This window comes from Pseudomonas parafulva (assembly GCF_000800255.1).
Classification (GTDB): domain Bacteria; phylum Pseudomonadota; class Gammaproteobacteria; order Pseudomonadales; family Pseudomonadaceae; genus Aquipseudomonas; species Aquipseudomonas boreofloridensis.
This window is the reverse complement of record NZ_CP009747.1, coordinates 1,328,632-1,346,098: the sequence shown is the minus strand read 5'-3', so window position 1 is coordinate 1,346,098 and position 17,467 is coordinate 1,328,632. Positions and strand designations below refer to the sequence as shown.

Below are 17,467 nucleotides of genomic sequence, written 5' to 3'. Positions count from 1 at the left end.
CAGCCTTGATAGACAGCACCCCATTGCGCCAAAGCAATGCGATAGAGGGCAGCGTTACGGGGAGTCCTTCACACCCTTACACAAGCCTCATCAAGAGCCTGTACACTTCTCAATCGGTCCGCCGGCCTTTTGGAAGGCTAATTCGGACGGCGCGACGTTTATATAAAGGGTTGAACCGTCGTTGAATTGACGTTCGATCCTTAGCACGCGTTCGGGGAAGTAGCGGAAATGTTCGCCTACTGAAGTCAATTTCTGCCCGTCTGATGTCTGCACTACCAGGACACCATCAATCTTGGTAATCGTAGCTGCCGAGCCACAATGCAGTGGGCGCTCCTCGGCCTTGGCCATTGCACCCATCCCTGCCAAGCAGATTCCAAGTCCATAAACACCGCATGCTTTTAACACTGCAACTCCATTTCTAATCAATGCCTGCTATCCGTCTCACAGGCGCGCCTGCTGTTGAGTTGTTCGCGAGAATGGATCACCCACTGGCTCCACCGTCGAACCGACTCGATCTCCAATCACACAATACACTAAAGTTCGAGCTCTGGGGTTTTTCCGCAAATTTCCGGTCGTCCATAGGATTAGCGTTGAGTAGAGCTACACGGACGCTTGACTAAAACTTGCGTCAAGAGTACGTGCTTACCACCTCGACACAATTCACAGCGGGATCAGAAACTAGGGGCAGCCCTATGACGCCATCTAAAATCAGCAATATCGTGTTCAGTTGTGTTGCGCTTTACGGCTGTGTCGGTTCTGAACCTGCGAGCGAGAATCAGATACAGGTCGCTGCACAAAAAATTGGTTGGCCAACCTGCCAGTAAAGCTTTTGAGATTTTGGTCAGCCAGATCATGGAATAGGTCCATCTTCCTATGGAAGTGGTGGTTTCTATGCATGGAATCGAATTCAGACCCATACAACGCCCGAACAGGTTTTCATCAAGACAGGCAGTGAATATGTTGGTGAGCAACAGACGTGGGTGGGAAGTGAAAAAGCCCAGCGCGACGGCTGGGCTCTGTCACGCAAAGAGATTGGAGATCACGGAGTCCAGTAAGCAATCTTGCCGCTTGCACCAACAGCTACAAAATTACCGTTGCCGTAGGCAACGCTCCGGATATCGGTTCCTGCGAAAGTGTTAGCTTGCTGAACCCAGCCGATCCCATCCTCGGAAACGGCTGTCTTGCCGCCGTCGCCGACAGCTACATACTTGCCATTACCGTAAGCGATGTCGCGGATGATGGTTCCGCCGAAACTGGTATCTTCAACAGCAGTCCAGTAATTTCCGTTAGATGAATATGCCATCTTGCCATCTGCGCCAACGATAAACATTTTTCCGTTGCAAAGCTTCATGGAAAGGATGGTACTAGTACCGAAAGTACTGGTTCTGCTCGAGAATGATTGCACATTACTCGTCGGCATCTTAGTAGCGCTAAGCAGCTTCCCACTCGATCCCGCAATCAACACAAAGTCGCCAATGACATTGACGCAGTACACAGTCTCGCTAGACGTGAAAGTCGTAGTGCGCTCCACTTGGCCTGACCAATCGCCATAACGGGAAAAGACTTTACCGTTAGACCCAACCAATATCCAGGTCGCGTAGGTTCCCAAAATGGGCGGATAATACAGAATGCCATATAAGTCTCCGGACGCGCGTACAGTTGCCGTAAGGTCTGTCCAATCCCTTGAAGGGCGCGCTGTGCTGCCGTAGCTCACGTTGCCGGATTGAGAAAGGGCTTGAAGCGTAGTCCCAATACCGTTCCAGTACAGCTCGTTGATAACTTTTCCGCTATCAGACGTGACGGCGCCCTTGAGCTTGGTCCATACCGTACCAGTCGCGTTTCCGCTGATAACCTGAGTGGTGGTGGGAAGACCGTTGCCACCCGCCGCATAAAACTTGCCATCCGCAAAAACCACGCGCCTAAGCATGCCGGTGTTAGCCACCGGTTCTACTTGAGTCCAAAGATCTTGCATGGTTTGAGACGCCGAGTTTGCCTTTTCCATTTTAAACTCCGTTACTGAGCTGATTTAAGTTCAGGCCTCTGTATTGGGCGTATGGCGCTCATGGGCGATGGCTCGGGACTCGAGGTCTTCACGCTAAGGTCAGGGATGACGAGGCTTCATCAACTTCAGACCTGTCGCTGATGGAAGGAACCATGCCACACCAATACTGTATATTCAACCAGTATTTTGAAGATTGCTTTCAGCGGACTTCGGCTCATTCACCGCCTTTGAGGCGATGGCAGATCGACATACTCCGGTGATGCCCGGCTTCAGAGATCTATTGAGGTCCTCGGCGGGCAACATAAAACAGCACTAGGTGGGGGTAGGTGCGAGCCTGTTCCAAAATCTGTCCCAAATGCAGCGGGAATGGACAATCGGCAGGCATGAAAAAAGCCCCGCAACCTCAACGGCTGCGGGGCTTTCGAATGGTGGAGGCCGAGGTCGGAATCGAACCGGCGTAGACGGATTTGCAATCCGGAGCATAACCACTTTGCTACTCGGCCTCAAAGTTGGAGTCAGCTTTCGCTATCTCCTTGAAACTGCTTAACTTTTTCAAGAAAGCTGCGTTTCGATGGACGCCATTATGTCGGCATTCCTTGCCCCTTGCAACCCCCTGAAAGAAAAAAATCTTCAAGGGGCTCAAGGTGTTAGCGCAGACGGCCGAGCTTGCTCAAAAGACCGATCAGCGCCTTCTCAACAGCGCCGCTGGCCGCCACACCGATACGCTCCTGCAGCGACTTGCGCTCGGCAAAATGCACGTGGAACAGGTTGGCTTCCCGAGCGCGCGTGCTCAGGTACTCATCGCTGGTACTCAACTCATCCACCAGCTTGCGATTCAGTGCGGCAACGCCCAACCACACTTCGCCGGTGGCTACCTCATCGATGTGCAACTGCGGGCGGTACCGGGCAACGAAGTCCTTGAACAACTGATGGGTGACATCCAGGTCCTCCTGAAACTTTTCGCGTCCCTTCTCGGTGTTTTCACCGAAGACCGTCAGGGTACGTTTGTACTCGCCGGCGGTGAGGACTTCGAAGTCGATGTCATGCTTCTTGAGCAAGCGGTTGACGTTGGGGAGTTGGGCGACGACGCCGATGGAGCCGAGCACGGCGAAGGGCGCGCTGACGATCTTGTCGCCGATACAAGCCATCATGTAACCGCCGCTGGCAGCGACCTTGTCGATGCAGACGGTCAGTGGGATGCCCGCCTGGCGGATGCGGGCCAATTGAGAAGCGGCGAGACCGTAGCTGTGGACCAGACCACCGCCGCTTTCAAGACGCAACACGACCTCGTCCTGGGGCGTGGCGAGGGTGAGCAACGCAGTAATTTCATTGCGCAGGCTCTCGGTCGCCGAGGCCTTGATGTCGCCATCGAAATCCAGCACATAGACACGGCCTTTTTCCTGCGGGTTGGCCTTGCCCTTCTTGACCTGTTTTTCAGCTTTGGCCTGCTGCTTGCGCAACGCCTTGAGCTCAGCCTTTTCGAACAGACCCGTTTCCAAACGCTCGCGCAAGTCTTTGTAGAACGTGTTCAGGCGCGTGACCTGCAATTGCCCACCCGGTTTGCGCCGACCTTTACCGCGCAGATTGGCGATCCCCGAGAGAATGACCAGGATGGCAATGACCAGCGTGGCCGTTTTGGCGAGAAAGCTTGCGTATTCGGCAAGAAACTCCACAGTGACTCCTTAATGAACCTACGCCCCAGGGCGCGAAACTGTTGCAAGCATACCGGTGCGCTTGGGCGGCTACCAGCGTGGGAAAATGCTGGCAACACAGTTCAAACAACCTTTTCAAACGCTTGTATGTTTTTCCATTGACAGCCTTCACAGGCCGCCCTAACCTCGCAACAACTTCATCATCCAGCCGGACAATGCAGTGGGCGACATCTACCTGATCCGACATGGCCAAGCCTCCTTCGGTGCCGACGACTATGACGTCCTTTCGCCCGTGGGCATCCGCCAAAGCCAGGTGCTGGGCGATCACCTTGGCTTGCTCGGTGTGGATCTGGACCGCTGCCTATCAGGTAACTTGCGCCGCCAGCAAGACACCGCACGCCTGACGCTGGCGGCAATGACCGGCGCAGGACGCCAGGTCGCGGCTCTGGAGACCGACGCGGCATTCAATGAATTCGATGCCGAGGGTGTGATCCGCGCCCTGCTCCCGGCCTTGCTGCCAGACGAGCCTGAAGCGCTGCATGTGCTGCGCAATGCTGCGCAGAACCCATCCGAGTTTCAGCGCCTGTTCGCACTGATGGTCCAGCGCTGGCACGACGACGAGCACGACGCGCACGACGGCCTGGAAACCTGGGGCAACTTCCTCGATCGTGTCGCCGGCGGTCTGGATCGCGTACTGGCCAGAGCCGGCAGTGGCGACTCCATCGCCATCTTCACCTCTGGCGGCACCATCGCCGCCCTGCTCCATCTGCTGACCGGCATCCCGCCAGCCCAGGCGTTCGCGCTGAACTGGCAGATCATCAACACCTCGCTGAGCCACCTGAAGTTCCGTGGCAGCGACGTGACCCTGGCCACCTTCAACAGTCAGGCACATGTACGGCTGCTGAAGACACCCGAGCTCCTCACCTATCGTTAGAGCCCGGCACATCCTGTCCCTATGCGGACCTGACTATCCCTCAATAAGGAATGCACAATGACCTCCGTAGCCGATGCCGTGAAGAAGATGCAAGAGAAGTTCAACCCAGCTGCGGCCGCCGGCCTGGACCTGGTGTTCGGCTTCAACATCACCGACGAAGACAAGCACTACGCGCTGATCGTCAAAGATGGCACCTGCGCGCTGCAGGAAGGTGAGAATCCGGACGCCAACTGCACCCTGGTAATGGACAGCGAAACCCTCAAAGGCATCGTCAGCGGCGAGACCGACGGCATGCAGGCCTTCATGGGTGGCAAGCTGCGTGTTGAAGGCGACATGATGCTGTCGATGAAGTTGAGCGAGCTGTTCCCCTCCTGAGTGCGGCGCCGCGCTGATCGAAAAGAACCGAAGCTGTAGCCGCTTCGGTTTTTTTTTCGCCCGCGCCTTTGCAGGGTTCATCAGGGACAGTGATCGACCGGCAACACCCGCGTCGATAGGCCATCTGGCACGCTTGTCCCATACTGGCCAGGCCATTAGATTAGCCAATCATCCTTGCCAACCGGAATAAGGAAAAGGCATGACGCTCACCGATCAGCCCACCGAGGCACGCCGCGGCGAAGAACTCGACGCCGCTCGCATCGACCCGTATCTCAAAGCGCATGTGCCCGGCCTCGACGGCCATCCGATCATCAGCCAGTTTCCGGGTGGCGCGTCCAATCTGACTTACCTGATTGCCTATCCTCAGCGCGAGCTGGTACTGCGCCGGCCACCGTTCGGGCAAAAGGCCAAGTCGGCGCATGACATGGGCCGCGAGTTCCGCATTCTCAACCAGCTCCACGCCGGTTTCCCCTATTGCCCAAAAGCCTATGCGCACTGCACCGATGAATCGCTGATTGGCGGCGAGTTCTATGTGATGGAACGGGTCAAGGGCATCATCCTGCGTTCGGACCTGCCGCCCGAGTTGGGCCTCGATGCCCGTCGCACCGAAGCCCTGTGCAAGAGTTTCATCGATCGCCTGGTCGAACTGCACCAGGTGGACTACACCCACTGCGGGCTGGCAGACCTGGGCAAGCCCGACGGCTATGTACAACGCCAGGTCGAAGGCTGGGCGAGCCGCTACGAAAAAGCCCTGACCCCCGATGCCCCCCTTTGGGAAACGGTAGTCGCCTGGCTACGCGAGAAGATGCCTGAAGACCACCCACGGCCAGGCATCATCCACAACGACTACCGCTTCGATAACGTGATCCTCGACGCAGAGAATCCCATGCACATCATCGGCGTACTGGACTGGGAGATGGCCACCCTCGGTGATCCGCTGATGGATCTGGGCAACAGCCTGGCCTACTGGATCGAAGCGGACGATCCCGCCGCCGTGCAACTGATGCGCCGCCAGCCCAGCAATGCACCCGGCATGCTCACGCGCAGACAATTCGTCGACTATTACGCCGAGCGCGCCGGCATTCGCATCGACAATTTCGACTTTTACTACTGCTATGGCCTGTTCCGCCTCGCCGGCATCGTCCAGCAGATCTACTACCGTTTCCACCACGGCCAGACCCAGGACAAGCGCTTCGCCCAGTTCATCCACATGAACCGTCTGCTGGAGCACATGGCGCTGCAGGTGATCGACGCGTCTTCTCTCTGAACTGCGCAGGTCCTGAACTTCACCACAAGGAACCCCGGCATGTCCAAGACCTCCCTGTTCGACCTCGATGGCAAGATCGCCTTCGTGTCCGGCGCCAGCCGCGGCATCGGCGAGGCCATCGCCCACTTGCTGGCCCAGCAAGGCGCCCATGTGATCGTTTCCAGCCGCAAACTGGACGGCTGCCAACAGGTCGCCGACGCGATTATCGCGGCCGGCGGCAAGGCCACGCCCGTGGCCTGCCATATCGGCGAGCTGGAGCAGATCCAGCAGGTCTTTGCCGGTATCCGCGAGCAGTTCGGACGCCTGGACATCCTGGTCAACAACGCTGCCACCAACCCGCAGTTCTGCAATGTGCTAGACACCGATGCCGGCGCCTTCCAGAAGACCGTGGACGTCAATATCCGCGGCTACTTTTTCATGTCGGTGGAAGCGGGCAAGCTGATGCGCGAACACGGCGGCGGCAGCATCATCAACGTGGCCTCGATCAATGGCGTCACACCCGGGCTGTTCCAGGGCATCTACTCGGTGACCAAGGCGGCGGTGATCAACATGACCAAGGTGTTCGCCAAGGAATGCGCGCAGTTCGGCATCCGCTGCAACGCCCTGCTGCCGGGCCTGACCGACACCAAGTTCGCCTCGGCGCTGGTGAAGAACGACGCCATCCTCAAGGCCGCCTTGCAGCAGATTCCACTCAAGCGTGTTGCCGACCCCAGCGAAATGGCCGGCGCAGTGCTGTACCTGGCCAGCGACGCCTCCAGCTACACCACGGGCACCGCCCTCAACGTCGACGGCGGTTTCCTGTCCTGATCGACACCAGCAGCGGCAAGCTGCCGTTGGTCAGTATCGCGCTGCCATCCTCGGATATACTCCGCCAGCCGCAACCGCCGGGCCACTGACGCCCGGCCAGACTGGAGGAACCCCGCGATGCTGCCCCGCAGTCCGTCACCCAACAGCCACCGCCAACGTCATCTGCAGCGCCGTGGCACGGTGGGGCTGTACTTCGTCGCCGCCTTGTCGGTACTGGCCGGCATGACCGACGCCATCGGCTTTTTGGCCACCGGCGACTTCGTCTCGTTCATGAGCGGCAATACCACGCGCCTGGCGGTATCCCTGGGCAATGCCGAGTGGGGGCCCATCGTGCGCCTGGCGCTGGTGATTGGCGCCTTCATCCTGGGCAACGCGCTCGGCGTGATCGTCGCGGCCCGCAGTGGCCGGCGCCACTGGCCCTTGCTGGGATTGATCGGCTTGTTGCTTGCATTGGCCGGGCTGCTGCCCGAAGCGCTGCAACTGGCCGCACTGCTGGCGGCGGTCACAGCGATGGGCATGATCAACGCAGTGGTCGAAGAAGTGAACGGCTTGCCGATCGGACTCACCTATGTGACGGGCGCTCTTTCGCGCTTTGGCCGAGGCCTGGGACGTACGTTGCTGGGTCAACAGCGCCTGGGCTGGCGTGTGCAACTGGTGCCGTGGAGCGGCATGTTCATCGGGGCCGTGCTTGGCGTACTGCTCGAGCAACGCTTCGAGCGCGCCGCACTGCTGGCCAGCGCGCTAGTGGCCGTGATGCTGGCGCTGGCCTCGTGGAAAATTCCGCGGCGCTGGCAACTGCGCTACATGCCGCGATGACTTACAGGCAGGTCGCAGCCGCGGCCTTGCGCTGCAGCGCGACCATGTCGCTCTTTTGCGCGTAGTAGTCGACCCGCGTCCCGCTGGCCTGCGGGTAGACGTCGACGAACGATTCCGCCTCGCGCGTGTAGACGGTGAAGCCTCCGGCCTTGCGCGGCTCCAGATAGCCACTGGCGTCGACGCCGAAGTGCGCCTCCTCCTGCCAACTGAACTGTATGCATTGGGCGACTATCTCCGGCGCCTTCTGCGAATCCAGGCGCGCGCCGGGCTGACCGGTGCGTGCAGCCTCCATCGTCGACGACGCACAACCGATCATCAGCAGCGCCGCGGCCAGCGGCAATAGTGCTCGCATGTTGCATCCTCGGTAGAAAAAAGAAGCGACTGTAGCACTGCGCTTCGCATGGAGTGAATTGTCACGCACAGGTCGCTGTCGTATTTACAGAATGTCCATGAGGAAAGCCTGCATGAAAACCCGTTCCCTGATGTGCGCCCTGCTCTTCACGTTGCCCCTGACCCAACTGCCACTGAGCGCGCAGGCGGCCGAGTCCAACGTCGAGAGCGTCAAGGCGCCCGAGTCGCATAACCGTGAACTCAAAGTCGGCGACAAGGCGCCCGACCAGTACAAGCGTGACGACGAAGCCGTGCGCGACTGGAAGGCCAAAGGCCTGCCAGCACCCGAGAAAGAAAGTCACTGGGTGAAGATGGCCAACAACTATGTCCTGGTGCAGACCACCAATGGTGTCGTGCTGGCGATCCAGGCGGCCAAACACTGAGGCGTGTTCTACTTCAGCCTTGCCAATTGAAACGGGCCGCATCTGCGGCCCGTTTCGTTTGCGACTCACCCCACCAAATGCAGGTAATGCAGGTGACGTTCGTAGTGATCGAGAATGTCGCCGATCACCTCGTCTTTCGACCAGCCCATCACATCGTGATCCTGCCCGCCCTCGCGCAAATGCACTTCGGCGCGGAAATACTTGCGCTCCTCCCCGGCCATGTCGCTGAGCACGAAGCTGGGCATGGCATAGGCACGCGGACGAATCTCGTAGATGAAGAGGTCGTCGCTGGGGCCGAGCTTGAGCGTTACGCGCCCGCCTTCACCCTCTTCGACACTGCAGTCATAGCCCTGTCGGCGCCATTCTTCGACCAACGACTGGCAAGCCGGCAACGCCACTTCCGAGATGAAACGCTGCACGTGCGAACGGCGCGGGAACATCGCCAAGGTGCGCAGGCGCCGCTGCCAATTCCCAGCCGCGCGCGATGCCGTCGGCGAAATCGCCAGCGCCTGGTAGCGCAAGTCGCGCTTGGTGGCATCGAGCTTGAGCGCCTTGAGCAACCCGCGCATGCTCAGGAGCAGTGCCACGGTGAACGGCAGCGCACTGGCGATGGTAGCGGTCTGCAGCGCCTTGAGACCGTCAGCGAGCAACAGGGCAATGGCCACGATGCCCATGGTCGAGGCCCAGAAAATTCGCTGGCGCATCGGCGTGCCTTCCTGGCCGCCGGAGGCCAGCATGTCCACCACCATCGCGCCGGTGTCGGCCGAGGTGACGAAGAACACCACCACCATCACCACTGCCAAGGTGCTGATCACGCTGGCGAACGGGAAGTGCTCGAGGAAGGCGAACAGCGCCAGCGAGGTGTCCTTCTCCACGGCGGCCGCCAGATCGGTGAGGCCTTGGTCGAGGATCATGTGGATGGCCGTGTTACCGAACACCGTCATCCACAGCAGGGTGAACGCGGTCGGTACCAGCAATACGCCGGTGACGAATTCGCGGATGGTCCGACCGCGCGAGATGCGTGCGATGAACAGCCCGACGAAGGGCGACCAGGCCAGCCACCAACCCCAGTAGAACAGCGTCCAGCCACCTATCCAGTCGGTCGGTTGATAGGCGTACAGGTTCAGGGTACGGCTGACGATTTCACTGAGGTAACCGCCGGTGTTCTGCACGAAGGTCTGCAGAATGAGCACGGTCGGCCCCAGCAGCATCACGCCCAGCAGCAGCAACACGGCCAGGCCCAGGTTGAGCTCCGACAGACGACGGATGCCCTTGTCCAGACCCGACATGACCGACAGCGTAGCCAGGAATGTAGTACCGATGATCAAGGCGATCTGCACCGGTATCGATACCGGCACACCGAAAAGCGCATTGAGCCCAGTGTTGATTTGCGACACGCCAAAGCCCAGCGAGGTCGCCACACCGAACACCGTGCCGATGATGGCGAAAATGTCCACCGCATGGCCCAGCGGGCCATGGATACGCTCGCCGATCAAGGGATACAGCGCAGATCGCAGGGTCAACGGCAAGCCGTGGCGATAACTGAAGTAGGCCAGGATCAACGCCACCACCGCGTAGATGGCCCACGCGTGCAGGCCCCAGTGGAAGAAGGTGATGCGCATCGCTTCGCCCGCAGCCATCACCGTTCCACCCTCACCCAGCGGCGGCTTGAGGAAGTGCATCACCGGCTCGGCGACGCCGAAGAACATCAGGCCGATGCCCATCCCGGCGGAGAACAGCATGGCGAACCAGGTGGCGTTGTTGTAGTCGGGGGTGCTGTGGTCCGGCCCCAGCTTGATGTCGCCGTAGCGGCTGATCCCCAGGAACACCACCGTGCCCAGGATCAGCGCCACCGCGAGAATGTAGAACCAGCTGACATTGCCGATGATCCAGCCCTGAATGTGGGCGAACAATTCTTGGGCGTGATCGCGGAATACGCTGGCGTAGAGCACCAGCAGCAACAATATGACGGCAGAGATCCAGAAGACCGGTGGATTGATGGTGGGACTGCGCGGGGGTTCGGGGGATCTTGCCATGTACGATTACTCTCCAGCTTGGCGCTTCATGCGCACGGTTACCTACGACAAACGGTAGACGCTGAAGGTTTTATCGGACAAGAAATATCAGACATTCTTTATTCTTACCCAGGGCTTTTTCCTACAGCGCTCGGTGGTATCGCCATGCCTTCGCTGCACTGCCGTGCCCCGCTGCAAACGGGTTTTTCCCCTGCGCAAACCTGCGTCTGCGCAGGGCTTCTTGTACACTCGCCGGCATGAAATCCACCTGTACAGTTTGGTGACAGCATGATCGAGGTAACCGAGGTTTCCATTGCCGAGCTGCGCGATGCGCTCGAATCAGGTCGCACCACAGCGGTCGAGCTGGTCCAGGCCTACCTGGCCCGGATCGATGCCTATGACGGCGCCGATACGCCGACCGCGCTCAATGCCGTGGTGGTGCGCAATCCCCAGGCCTTCGAGGAAGCGGCGGCCTCCGATGCACGACGCGCTGCGGGGAAGACCCTCGGCCCGCTGGACGGCATTCCCTACACCGCCAAGGACAGCTACCTGGTCAAGGGCCTGACCGCCGCCTCCGGCAGCCCGGCATTCAAGCACCTGGTCGCCCAACGCGACGCCTTCACCGTCGAGCGCCTGCGCGCAGCCGGCGCCATTTGCCTGGGCAAGACCAACATGCCGCCCATGGCCAACGGCGGCATGCAGCGAGGCGTGTACGGCCGCGCCGAGAGTCCGTACAACGCGGCCTTCCTCACCGCACCGTTCGCCTCTGGCTCCTCCAATGGCGCCGGCACCGCCACGGCGGCCAGCTACAGCGCGTTCGGCCTGGCCGAGGAGACGTGGTCGAGCGGACGCGGCCCGGCCTCGAACAACGGGCTGTGCGCCTACACCCCCTCGCGCGGGGTGATCTCGGTGCGCGGCAACTGGCCGCTGACGCCGACCATGGACGTGGTAGTGCCATATGCACGGACCATGGCTGACTTGCTGGAGATCCTCGATGTGGTGGTGGCCGACGACGCCGACACCCGTGGCGACCTGTGGCGCATGCAGCCCTGGGTGCCGATTCCCCCTGCCTCCAGCGTTCGCCCGCAGAGCTATCTGGCACTGGCCACCGGCAGCGCCGCGCTCAAGGGCAAGCGCTTCGCAGTGCCGCGCATGTACATCAATGCCGATGCCGACGCCGGCACCTCGGAGAAGCCCGGGATCGGCGGGCCGACCGGCCAGCGCATCCATACCCGCGCCAGCGTGATCGACCTGTGGCAACAGGCTCGGCAGGCCCTCGAAGCCGCAGGCGCCGAAGTGGTGGAAACCGATTTTCCACTGGTTTCCAATTGCGAAGGCGACCGCCCGGGTGCCCCGACCGTGTACAACCGCGGCATCGTCACACGGGAATTCCTGCATGACGAACTCTGGGAGCTTTCAGGCTGGGCGTTCGACGATTTCCTGCGCGCTAACGGCGACCCTCAGCTCAACCGTCTGGCCGACGTCGACGGACCGCAAATCTTCCCCCACGACCCTGGCACCCTGCCCAACCGCGAAGACGATCTCGCGGCCGGCATGGACGAGTACGTGAACATGGCCAAACGTGGCCTCAAGGACTGGGACCAGATCGCCAGCGTCCCGGAAGGTCTGCGCGGCCTGGAACAGACCCGCAAGATGGATCTGGAAGCGTGGATGGACCAGCAGGGTGTGGATGCTGTGATCTTTCCCACCGTCGCCGATGTCGGCCCCGCCGACGCCGACGTCAACCCTGCGTCGGCGGACATCGCCTGGAGCAATGGTGTGTGGGTCGCCAATGGCAACCTGGCGATCCGTCACCTGGGTGTACCCACTGTCACCGTGCCGATGGGTGTAATGGCCGACATCGGCATGCCAGTGGGCCTGACCTTCGCCGGACGTGCCTATGACGACAACGCGCTGCTGCGTTTCGCTGCGGGGTTCGAAGCGACTGGATCGCGGCGCATGATTCCACCGCGCACACCCGCGCTGAAACGTTAACCCTGGAAACTCACGCACGACTCGCCAAATTCAACCAATTGTGTAAAATTCAACATAATTGTGAATTTGGCGAGCCTCCATGCCACCCCTATCTCTCCAACAAGAGCGCCAGCTCACACTCACCGTGCTCAAAGCTGCCCTGCAAGCCTTGGGCAGCGTCGCGCCGGGCAACTTGGAAATCCTCCTGCACGACCTTGATCGACCGGAGCACTCGGTGATCGCCATCGTCAACGGTCATCTCTCGGGCCGACGTGTAGGCAGTCCGATTCTGGCCGCTCCTGAACAGGACCAAGGCTTCAAGGCACTGATGCAAGCCAGCCGCGATCAACAGGGTTGCGACCCGGTGGTGTTGAACGATTACCCCACCTCACTCAAAGGCCGCAGCCTGCGCAGCGCCACCGCAATCTTTCGCGACAGCGGCGGGCATCCTTTCGCCAGCCTCTGCGTTAACACTGACCTGACCGGCCTCGACGCTGCGATGACTTTCCTTCGCCACTTCCAGCCATTAGGCGCTGGAGATGTTGAGCAAACGCCTGGGGATGCCGCCGACCTGCCGCAACTGATGGCCGAGATCATCGAAGACGCCCTGCAGCGTAGTGGCCAAGGTCGTCTGAACAAGCAGGCCAAGGTCGAGGCAGTGCGCCTGATGCAGGAACGTGGATTGTTCATCGTCAAAGGCGGCGTGGAAAAAGCCGCCGACGCCTTGGGCGTGACCCGCTACACCATCTACAACTACCTTGAGCAGTTGCGAGGCGACGCCACGCCCACTGCCTGCCAACGCTGAACGCGGAGCGCCCATGACCTTGCATATCGCTACCCCCCTGATCGAATCCCGTCCGCTGTCACTGGCAGCGGGACGCGCCGTGTGGCTCAAGCTCGAAGCCTTGCAGCCGCCCGGCTCGTTCAAGTTGCGCGGCGTGGGACATGCCTGCGAGGTGCACCATGCCCGAGGCGCCCGTCATTTCATTTCGTCGTCGGGCGGCAATGCCGGCCTGGCCGTCGCCTATGCCGGACGCGCGCTTGGTGTGCCGGTGACGGTGGTGGTGCCTGAAACCACCAGCGCCCGAGCCATCGAACTGCTCAAGCTCGAACAGGCCGAAGTGGTGATCACCGGCAGCTCCTGGCAGGAAGCCAACCAGCATGCCCAAGGCTTGCTGCAGCCAGGCGATGCGTTCATCCACCCGTTCGATGACCCACTGCTGTGGACGGGTCATGCCAGCATGATCGACGAAGTCGCCCAGGGCGGCGTGAAGCCCGACGCGGTGGTGCTGTCGGTAGGCGGTGGCGGGCTGCTCAGCGGCGTGGTCGAGGGCTTGCAGCGCAACGGTTGGCACGATGTGCCGGTACTGGCAGTGGAAACCGAGGGGGCCGCGTCGCTGCAGGCGGCCATGGTCGCCGGCGGCCCCGTCGAGCTGCCAGCGCTCAGTTCGGTAGCGACCTCACTGGGGGCCAAACGGGTGGCCGATCAGGCGTTCGCGTGTACACAGCAGCATCCCGTGTTCAGTGAACAGGTCACCGACCGTGCCGCGCTGCAAGCCTGCGAGGATTTCCTGCGCGATCACCGACTGCTGGTCGAGCCAGCCTGCGGTGCAGCGTTGGCGCTGGCCTACGAGCCTGGCAGACTTGACGGCTATGAGCGTGTCTTGATGATCGTCTGCGGCGGGGCCACCGCGACGCTCGAGCAGATTCGGGACTGGCTGAACAAACAACCGTACTGAGCAAGCACCGCCTCCCGGAAACTTGAACGGGCCGGCATTCACCGAGGCGTGCGTGATAGGCAAAAAAAACCGCGCCGAGGCGCGGTTCAAGGGAGGGATAAGGTAGGCGGGACCGTCACAATGGTCCATTTCGTCCTCGGTGATCTTGCCGCTGTGCGGCTTGGCCCGTTTCAGTTCCTATGCAAGGCCGACTCCTTGTGCATCGCCAGATGCCCGGTCTTGTCGCTCTTGACTTCGTACTGCGGCTCCTCTTTCGAACAATGCCGCTGGCGCCCCATGAACGCCACATCGCGGGTATGCACTTTGACCACCGAGCCGTGGATGATCCCGGCCTCGGAATTCCAATGCACCTTGTCGCCCGCCTTGTATTTGGAACTCATGGGTTTCTCCTTCGCCAACCTGTTCGGTTGATTCAGATGGTCACAATCCTCTGTTCAACTGAGTGGACATCGACAGAAAAGATTCAATCCAGATGAACGCGCACCCGCACAGGGCATGCACCACGCGAAATCCGTCTCGTGCCCTTTCGATCTACGGCGAGGGCAGGCACAATGCGTGTCCTTTTTTTGGCCGGCCTGGCCGGGGGCCTTTGAAATGATCAAAACGCCGTATTACCTCATCGACAAAACCAAGCTGCTGGGCAACCTGGAGAAGATCGCCTATGTGCGCGAGCACTCCGGCGCCAAGGCCCTGCTCGCCCTCAAGTGCTTCGCCACCTGGTCGGTGTTCGACCTGATGGAACAGTACATGGACGGCACCACCTCCTCTTCGCTCTACGAGCTCAAGCTCGGCCGTCAGAAGTTCGCCGGCGAGACCCACGCCTACAGCGTGGCCTGGGCGGATGATGAAGTGCCGGAGATGCTGGAAAACTGCGACAAGATCATCTTCAACTCCATCGGCCAGCTCGAGCGATTCGCCGAGCAATCCGAAGGCACGACCCGCGGCCTGCGCGTCAATCCGCAGGTGAGCAGTTCCGACTACCTGCTGGCCGACCCGGCACGTCCTTTCAGCCGTCTCGGCGAATGGGACCCGGAAAAGATCGAGAAGGTGATCGGGCAGATCTCCGGTTTCATGTTCCACAACAACTGCGAGAACGGCGATTTCGCCCTGTTCGACAAGATGCTGTCGCACATCGAAGAGCGCTTCGGTCACCTACTGCACAAGGTGCAGTGGGTGAGCCTCGGCGGTGGCATCCACTTTACTGGCGAAGGTTATGCGCTCGAGGCGTTCTGCGCCCGCCTCAAAAGCTTCTCCGAGCAGTACGGTGTGCAGGTGTATCTGGAGCCAGGCGAAGCGGCCATCACCAACAGCGCTTCGCTGGAAGTCACCGTGCTCGACACGCTCTACAACGGCAAGCACTTGGCCGTGGTCGACAGCTCGATCGAAGCGCACATGCTCGACCTGCTGATCTACCGTCTCAATGCCAAGATGGCACCCAATGACGGTGAGCACACCTACATGGTCTGTGGCAAATCGTGCCTGGCCGGCGATATCTTCGGCGAATATCAGTTCGAACGGCCGCTGGCCATCGGTGACCGTCTGTCCTTCGTCGATGCGGCGGGTTACACCATGGTCAAGAAGAATTGGTTCAATGGCCTGAAGATGCCGGCGATCGTCGTCAAGCAGCTCGACGGCAGCATCGAGGTCAAACGCGAGTTCGGGTTCGACGACTACGTTTCCAGCCTGTCGTGACGACAGGCCTTTTCAACAAGGAGCATCGAGTAAATTGAAGAAGAACGTTCTTATCATTGGTGCAGGAGGTGTCGCCAAGGTGGTGGCCCACAAGTGCGCACAGCATAACGACGAACTCGGTCGTATTGCCATTGCGTCACGGAACATCTCCAAATGCCAGGCCATCATCGACAGCGTCAAGGCCAAGGGTAGCCTCAAGGTACCCGCCGACATCCAGGCCTTCTCGCTCAACGCCCTTGATGTCGAGGCGACCAAGGCTTTGATCCGCGAGACCGAATCGCAGATCGTGATCAACGTCGGTTCCGCCTTCCTCAACATGTCGGTGCTGCGTGCCTGCATCGATACGGGTGTCGCTTATCTGGACACCGCGATTCACGAAGAACCGGGCAAGATCTGCGAAACCCCGCCCTGGTATGGCAACTACGAGTGGAAGCACCTCGAGGAATGCCAGCAGAAGAACATTACCGCCATTCTCGGCGTCGGCTTCGACCCGGGTGTGGTGAACAGCTACGCCAAACTGGCCCAGCAGCAATACTTCGACCACATCGAGTCGATCGACATCCTCGACGTCAATGCCGGCTCACACGGCAAGTACTTCGCCACCAACTTCGATCCGGAAATCAACTTCCGCGAGTTCACCGGGCAGGTGTGGAGCTGGCAGAACAGCCAGTGGACCCGCAATACCATGTTCGAGGTCAAGCGCACCGACGACCTGCCAGTGGTCGGTTCGCAGAACCTGTACCTGACCGGGCACGACGAAGTGCATTCGATCTCGAAGAACCTAGACGTGCCGAACGTGCGCTTCTGGATGAGCTTCGGCGAGCACTACATCAATGTGTTTACCGTTTTGAAGAACCTCGGCCTGCTCTCCGAGCAGCCGGTCAAGACCGCCGAGGGTCTCGAAGTGGTACCGCTGAAAGTGGTGAAGGCGGTTCTGCCCGATCCGGCCTCCCTGGCCCCGGGCTATACCGGCAAGACCTGCATTGGCGACCTGGTCAAGGGCACCAAAGATGGCCAGCCGCGCGAAGTGTTCATCTACAACGTCGCCGACCATGAAGAAGCCTATGCCGAAACCGACAGCCAAGGCATTTCCTACACCGCCGGTGTGCCGCCTGTAGCCGCTGCATTGCTGGTGGCGCGTGGCGAATGGGATGCCAAGCGCATGGTCAACGTCGAAGAGTTGCCGGCAGAGCCGTTCCTCAAGGCGCTGGACGTGATGGGTCTGCCGACCCGGGTCAAGGACGAACACGGCGACCGCGCGTGGGACGCTGAAGTCTAAGCAATAGGCGCTCCAACACCACGCCAGCAGACGGCCCGTTCCGAACGAGGACTTTGCTCCTCGTCCTCGGGCGGGCCGTCTTGCTACAGGGCATCCATTCGCCCGCTGATCGGAAAGGCTCTTGCAAGCCAGCCATTCTCTC

At 60.3% G+C, this 17,467-nt stretch carries 17 protein-coding genes, 1 tRNA gene and 1 pseudogene; 12 read left to right on the top strand and 7 right to left on the bottom strand.

The window, feature by feature from the left end; all coding sequences use genetic code 11:
• Positions 1-90 precede the first annotated feature (90 nt).
• Positions 91-348 (bottom strand): hypothetical protein, encoded by a 258-nt coding sequence (locus NJ69_RS06010; RefSeq protein ID WP_039577103.1) that lies wholly within the window; start codon positions 346-348, stop codon positions 91-93.
• Between the two features lie 431 nt (positions 349-779).
• Between NJ69_RS06010 and NJ69_RS23040 the strand changes: the two are divergent.
• Positions 780-986 (top strand): annotated as a pseudogene (locus tag NJ69_RS23040) (hypothetical protein); the annotation flags it as partial.
• Positions 987-1,039: 53 nt separating this feature from the next.
• Here the strand turns inward: NJ69_RS23040 and NJ69_RS06005 are convergent.
• The 3 genes from NJ69_RS06005 to sohB all read right to left on the bottom strand — a co-directional run bounded on the left by NJ69_RS06005 (position 1,040) and on the right by sohB (position 3,675).
• Positions 1,040-2,002 carry a hypothetical protein gene (locus NJ69_RS06005; protein WP_039577102.1) on the bottom strand — a complete coding sequence of 321 codons (963 nt, stop codon included), beginning with the start codon at positions 2,000-2,002 and terminating at the stop codon, positions 1,040-1,042.
• 429 nt (positions 2,003-2,431) lie between these two features.
• Positions 2,432-2,505, bottom strand: a tRNA-Cys gene (locus tag NJ69_RS06000).
• A 144-nt stretch (positions 2,506-2,649) separates the two neighbouring features.
• The gene (gene sohB / locus NJ69_RS05995) at positions 2,650-3,675 is read right to left on the bottom strand and encodes a protease SohB (protein ID WP_039577101.1); all 1,026 of its coding nucleotides are present in this window, start codon (positions 3,673-3,675) and stop codon (positions 2,650-2,652) included.
• A 199-nt stretch (positions 3,676-3,874) separates the two neighbouring features.
• On the opposite strand from sohB, the gene NJ69_RS05990 reads away from it, so the two are divergent.
• The 5 genes from NJ69_RS05990 to NJ69_RS05970 all read left to right on the top strand — a co-directional run bounded on the left by NJ69_RS05990 (position 3,875) and on the right by NJ69_RS05970 (position 7,853).
• On the top strand, positions 3,875-4,588 hold the full coding sequence (locus NJ69_RS05990; RefSeq protein ID WP_039577099.1) for a histidine phosphatase family protein: 714 nt from the start codon (positions 3,875-3,877) through the stop codon (positions 4,586-4,588).
• A gap of 57 nt (positions 4,589-4,645) precedes the next feature.
• Positions 4,646-4,963 (top strand): SCP2 sterol-binding domain-containing protein, encoded by a 318-nt coding sequence (locus NJ69_RS05985; RefSeq protein WP_039577097.1) that lies wholly within the window; start codon positions 4,646-4,648, stop codon positions 4,961-4,963.
• A gap of 199 nt (positions 4,964-5,162) precedes the next feature.
• Positions 5,163-6,230: a phosphotransferase family protein gene (locus NJ69_RS05980; protein ID WP_039577095.1), complete on the top strand. Its 1,068-nt coding sequence runs from the start codon at positions 5,163-5,165 to the stop codon at positions 6,228-6,230.
• Between the two features lie 39 nt (positions 6,231-6,269).
• Positions 6,270-7,037, top strand: a complete 768-nt coding sequence (locus tag NJ69_RS05975) for an SDR family oxidoreductase (RefSeq protein ID WP_039577094.1) — start codon at positions 6,270-6,272, stop codon at positions 7,035-7,037.
• 117 nt (positions 7,038-7,154) lie between these two features.
• Entirely contained in the window at positions 7,155-7,853 is a 699-nt protein-coding gene (locus tag NJ69_RS05970) for a YoaK family protein (protein ID WP_029613247.1), read from the top strand.
• Position 7,854: 1 nt separating this feature from the next.
• Here the strand turns inward: NJ69_RS05970 and NJ69_RS05965 are convergent, their stop codons facing one another.
• Entirely contained in the window at positions 7,855-8,205 is a 351-nt protein-coding gene (locus NJ69_RS05965; RefSeq protein ID WP_039577093.1) for a hypothetical protein, read from the bottom strand.
• 112 nt (positions 8,206-8,317) lie between these two features.
• On the opposite strand from NJ69_RS05965, the gene NJ69_RS05960 reads away from it, so the two are divergent.
• Positions 8,318-8,626, top strand: coding sequence for an RcnB family protein (locus tag NJ69_RS05960; protein ID WP_029613245.1), 309 nt, complete (start codon positions 8,318-8,320; stop codon positions 8,624-8,626).
• A gap of 65 nt (positions 8,627-8,691) precedes the next feature.
• Here NJ69_RS05960 and NJ69_RS05955 read toward each other — a convergent pair whose 3' ends face one another.
• Positions 8,692-10,662, bottom strand: a complete 1,971-nt coding sequence (locus tag NJ69_RS05955) for a BCCT family transporter (protein ID WP_029613244.1) — start codon at positions 10,660-10,662, stop codon at positions 8,692-8,694.
• Between the two features lie 267 nt (positions 10,663-10,929).
• Between NJ69_RS05955 and NJ69_RS05950 the strand changes: the two genes are divergently transcribed.
• From NJ69_RS05950 to NJ69_RS05940, 3 genes are all read left to right on the top strand, one after another.
• Positions 10,930-12,636 carry an amidase gene (locus NJ69_RS05950; protein ID WP_039577091.1) on the top strand — a complete coding sequence of 569 codons (1,707 nt, stop codon included), beginning with the start codon at positions 10,930-10,932 and terminating at the stop codon, positions 12,634-12,636.
• Between the two features lie 79 nt (positions 12,637-12,715).
• Entirely contained in the window at positions 12,716-13,420 is a 705-nt protein-coding gene (locus NJ69_RS05945; protein WP_039577090.1) for a helix-turn-helix transcriptional regulator, read from the top strand.
• A gap of 13 nt (positions 13,421-13,433) precedes the next feature.
• On the top strand, positions 13,434-14,354 hold the full coding sequence (locus NJ69_RS05940) for a pyridoxal-phosphate dependent enzyme (protein WP_039577088.1): 921 nt from the start codon (positions 13,434-13,436) through the stop codon (positions 14,352-14,354).
• 170 nt (positions 14,355-14,524) lie between these two features.
• Here NJ69_RS05940 and NJ69_RS05935 read toward each other — a convergent pair whose 3' ends face one another.
• Positions 14,525-14,734 (bottom strand): DUF2945 domain-containing protein, encoded by a 210-nt coding sequence (locus NJ69_RS05935; RefSeq protein ID WP_029614859.1) that lies wholly within the window; start codon positions 14,732-14,734, stop codon positions 14,525-14,527.
• Between the two features lie 214 nt (positions 14,735-14,948).
• Here NJ69_RS05935 and NJ69_RS05930 point away from each other — a divergent pair, with 214 nt between their 5' ends.
• A complete protein-coding gene (locus NJ69_RS05930) occupies positions 14,949-16,046 on the top strand; it encodes a carboxynorspermidine decarboxylase (RefSeq protein WP_039583116.1) in 1,098 nt (365 codons plus the stop codon).
• Between the two features lie 34 nt (positions 16,047-16,080).
• Positions 16,081-17,325, top strand: coding sequence for a saccharopine dehydrogenase family protein (locus tag NJ69_RS05925; RefSeq protein ID WP_029614857.1), 1,245 nt, complete (start codon positions 16,081-16,083; stop codon positions 17,323-17,325).
• Positions 17,326-17,467: the final 142 nt, after the last annotated feature.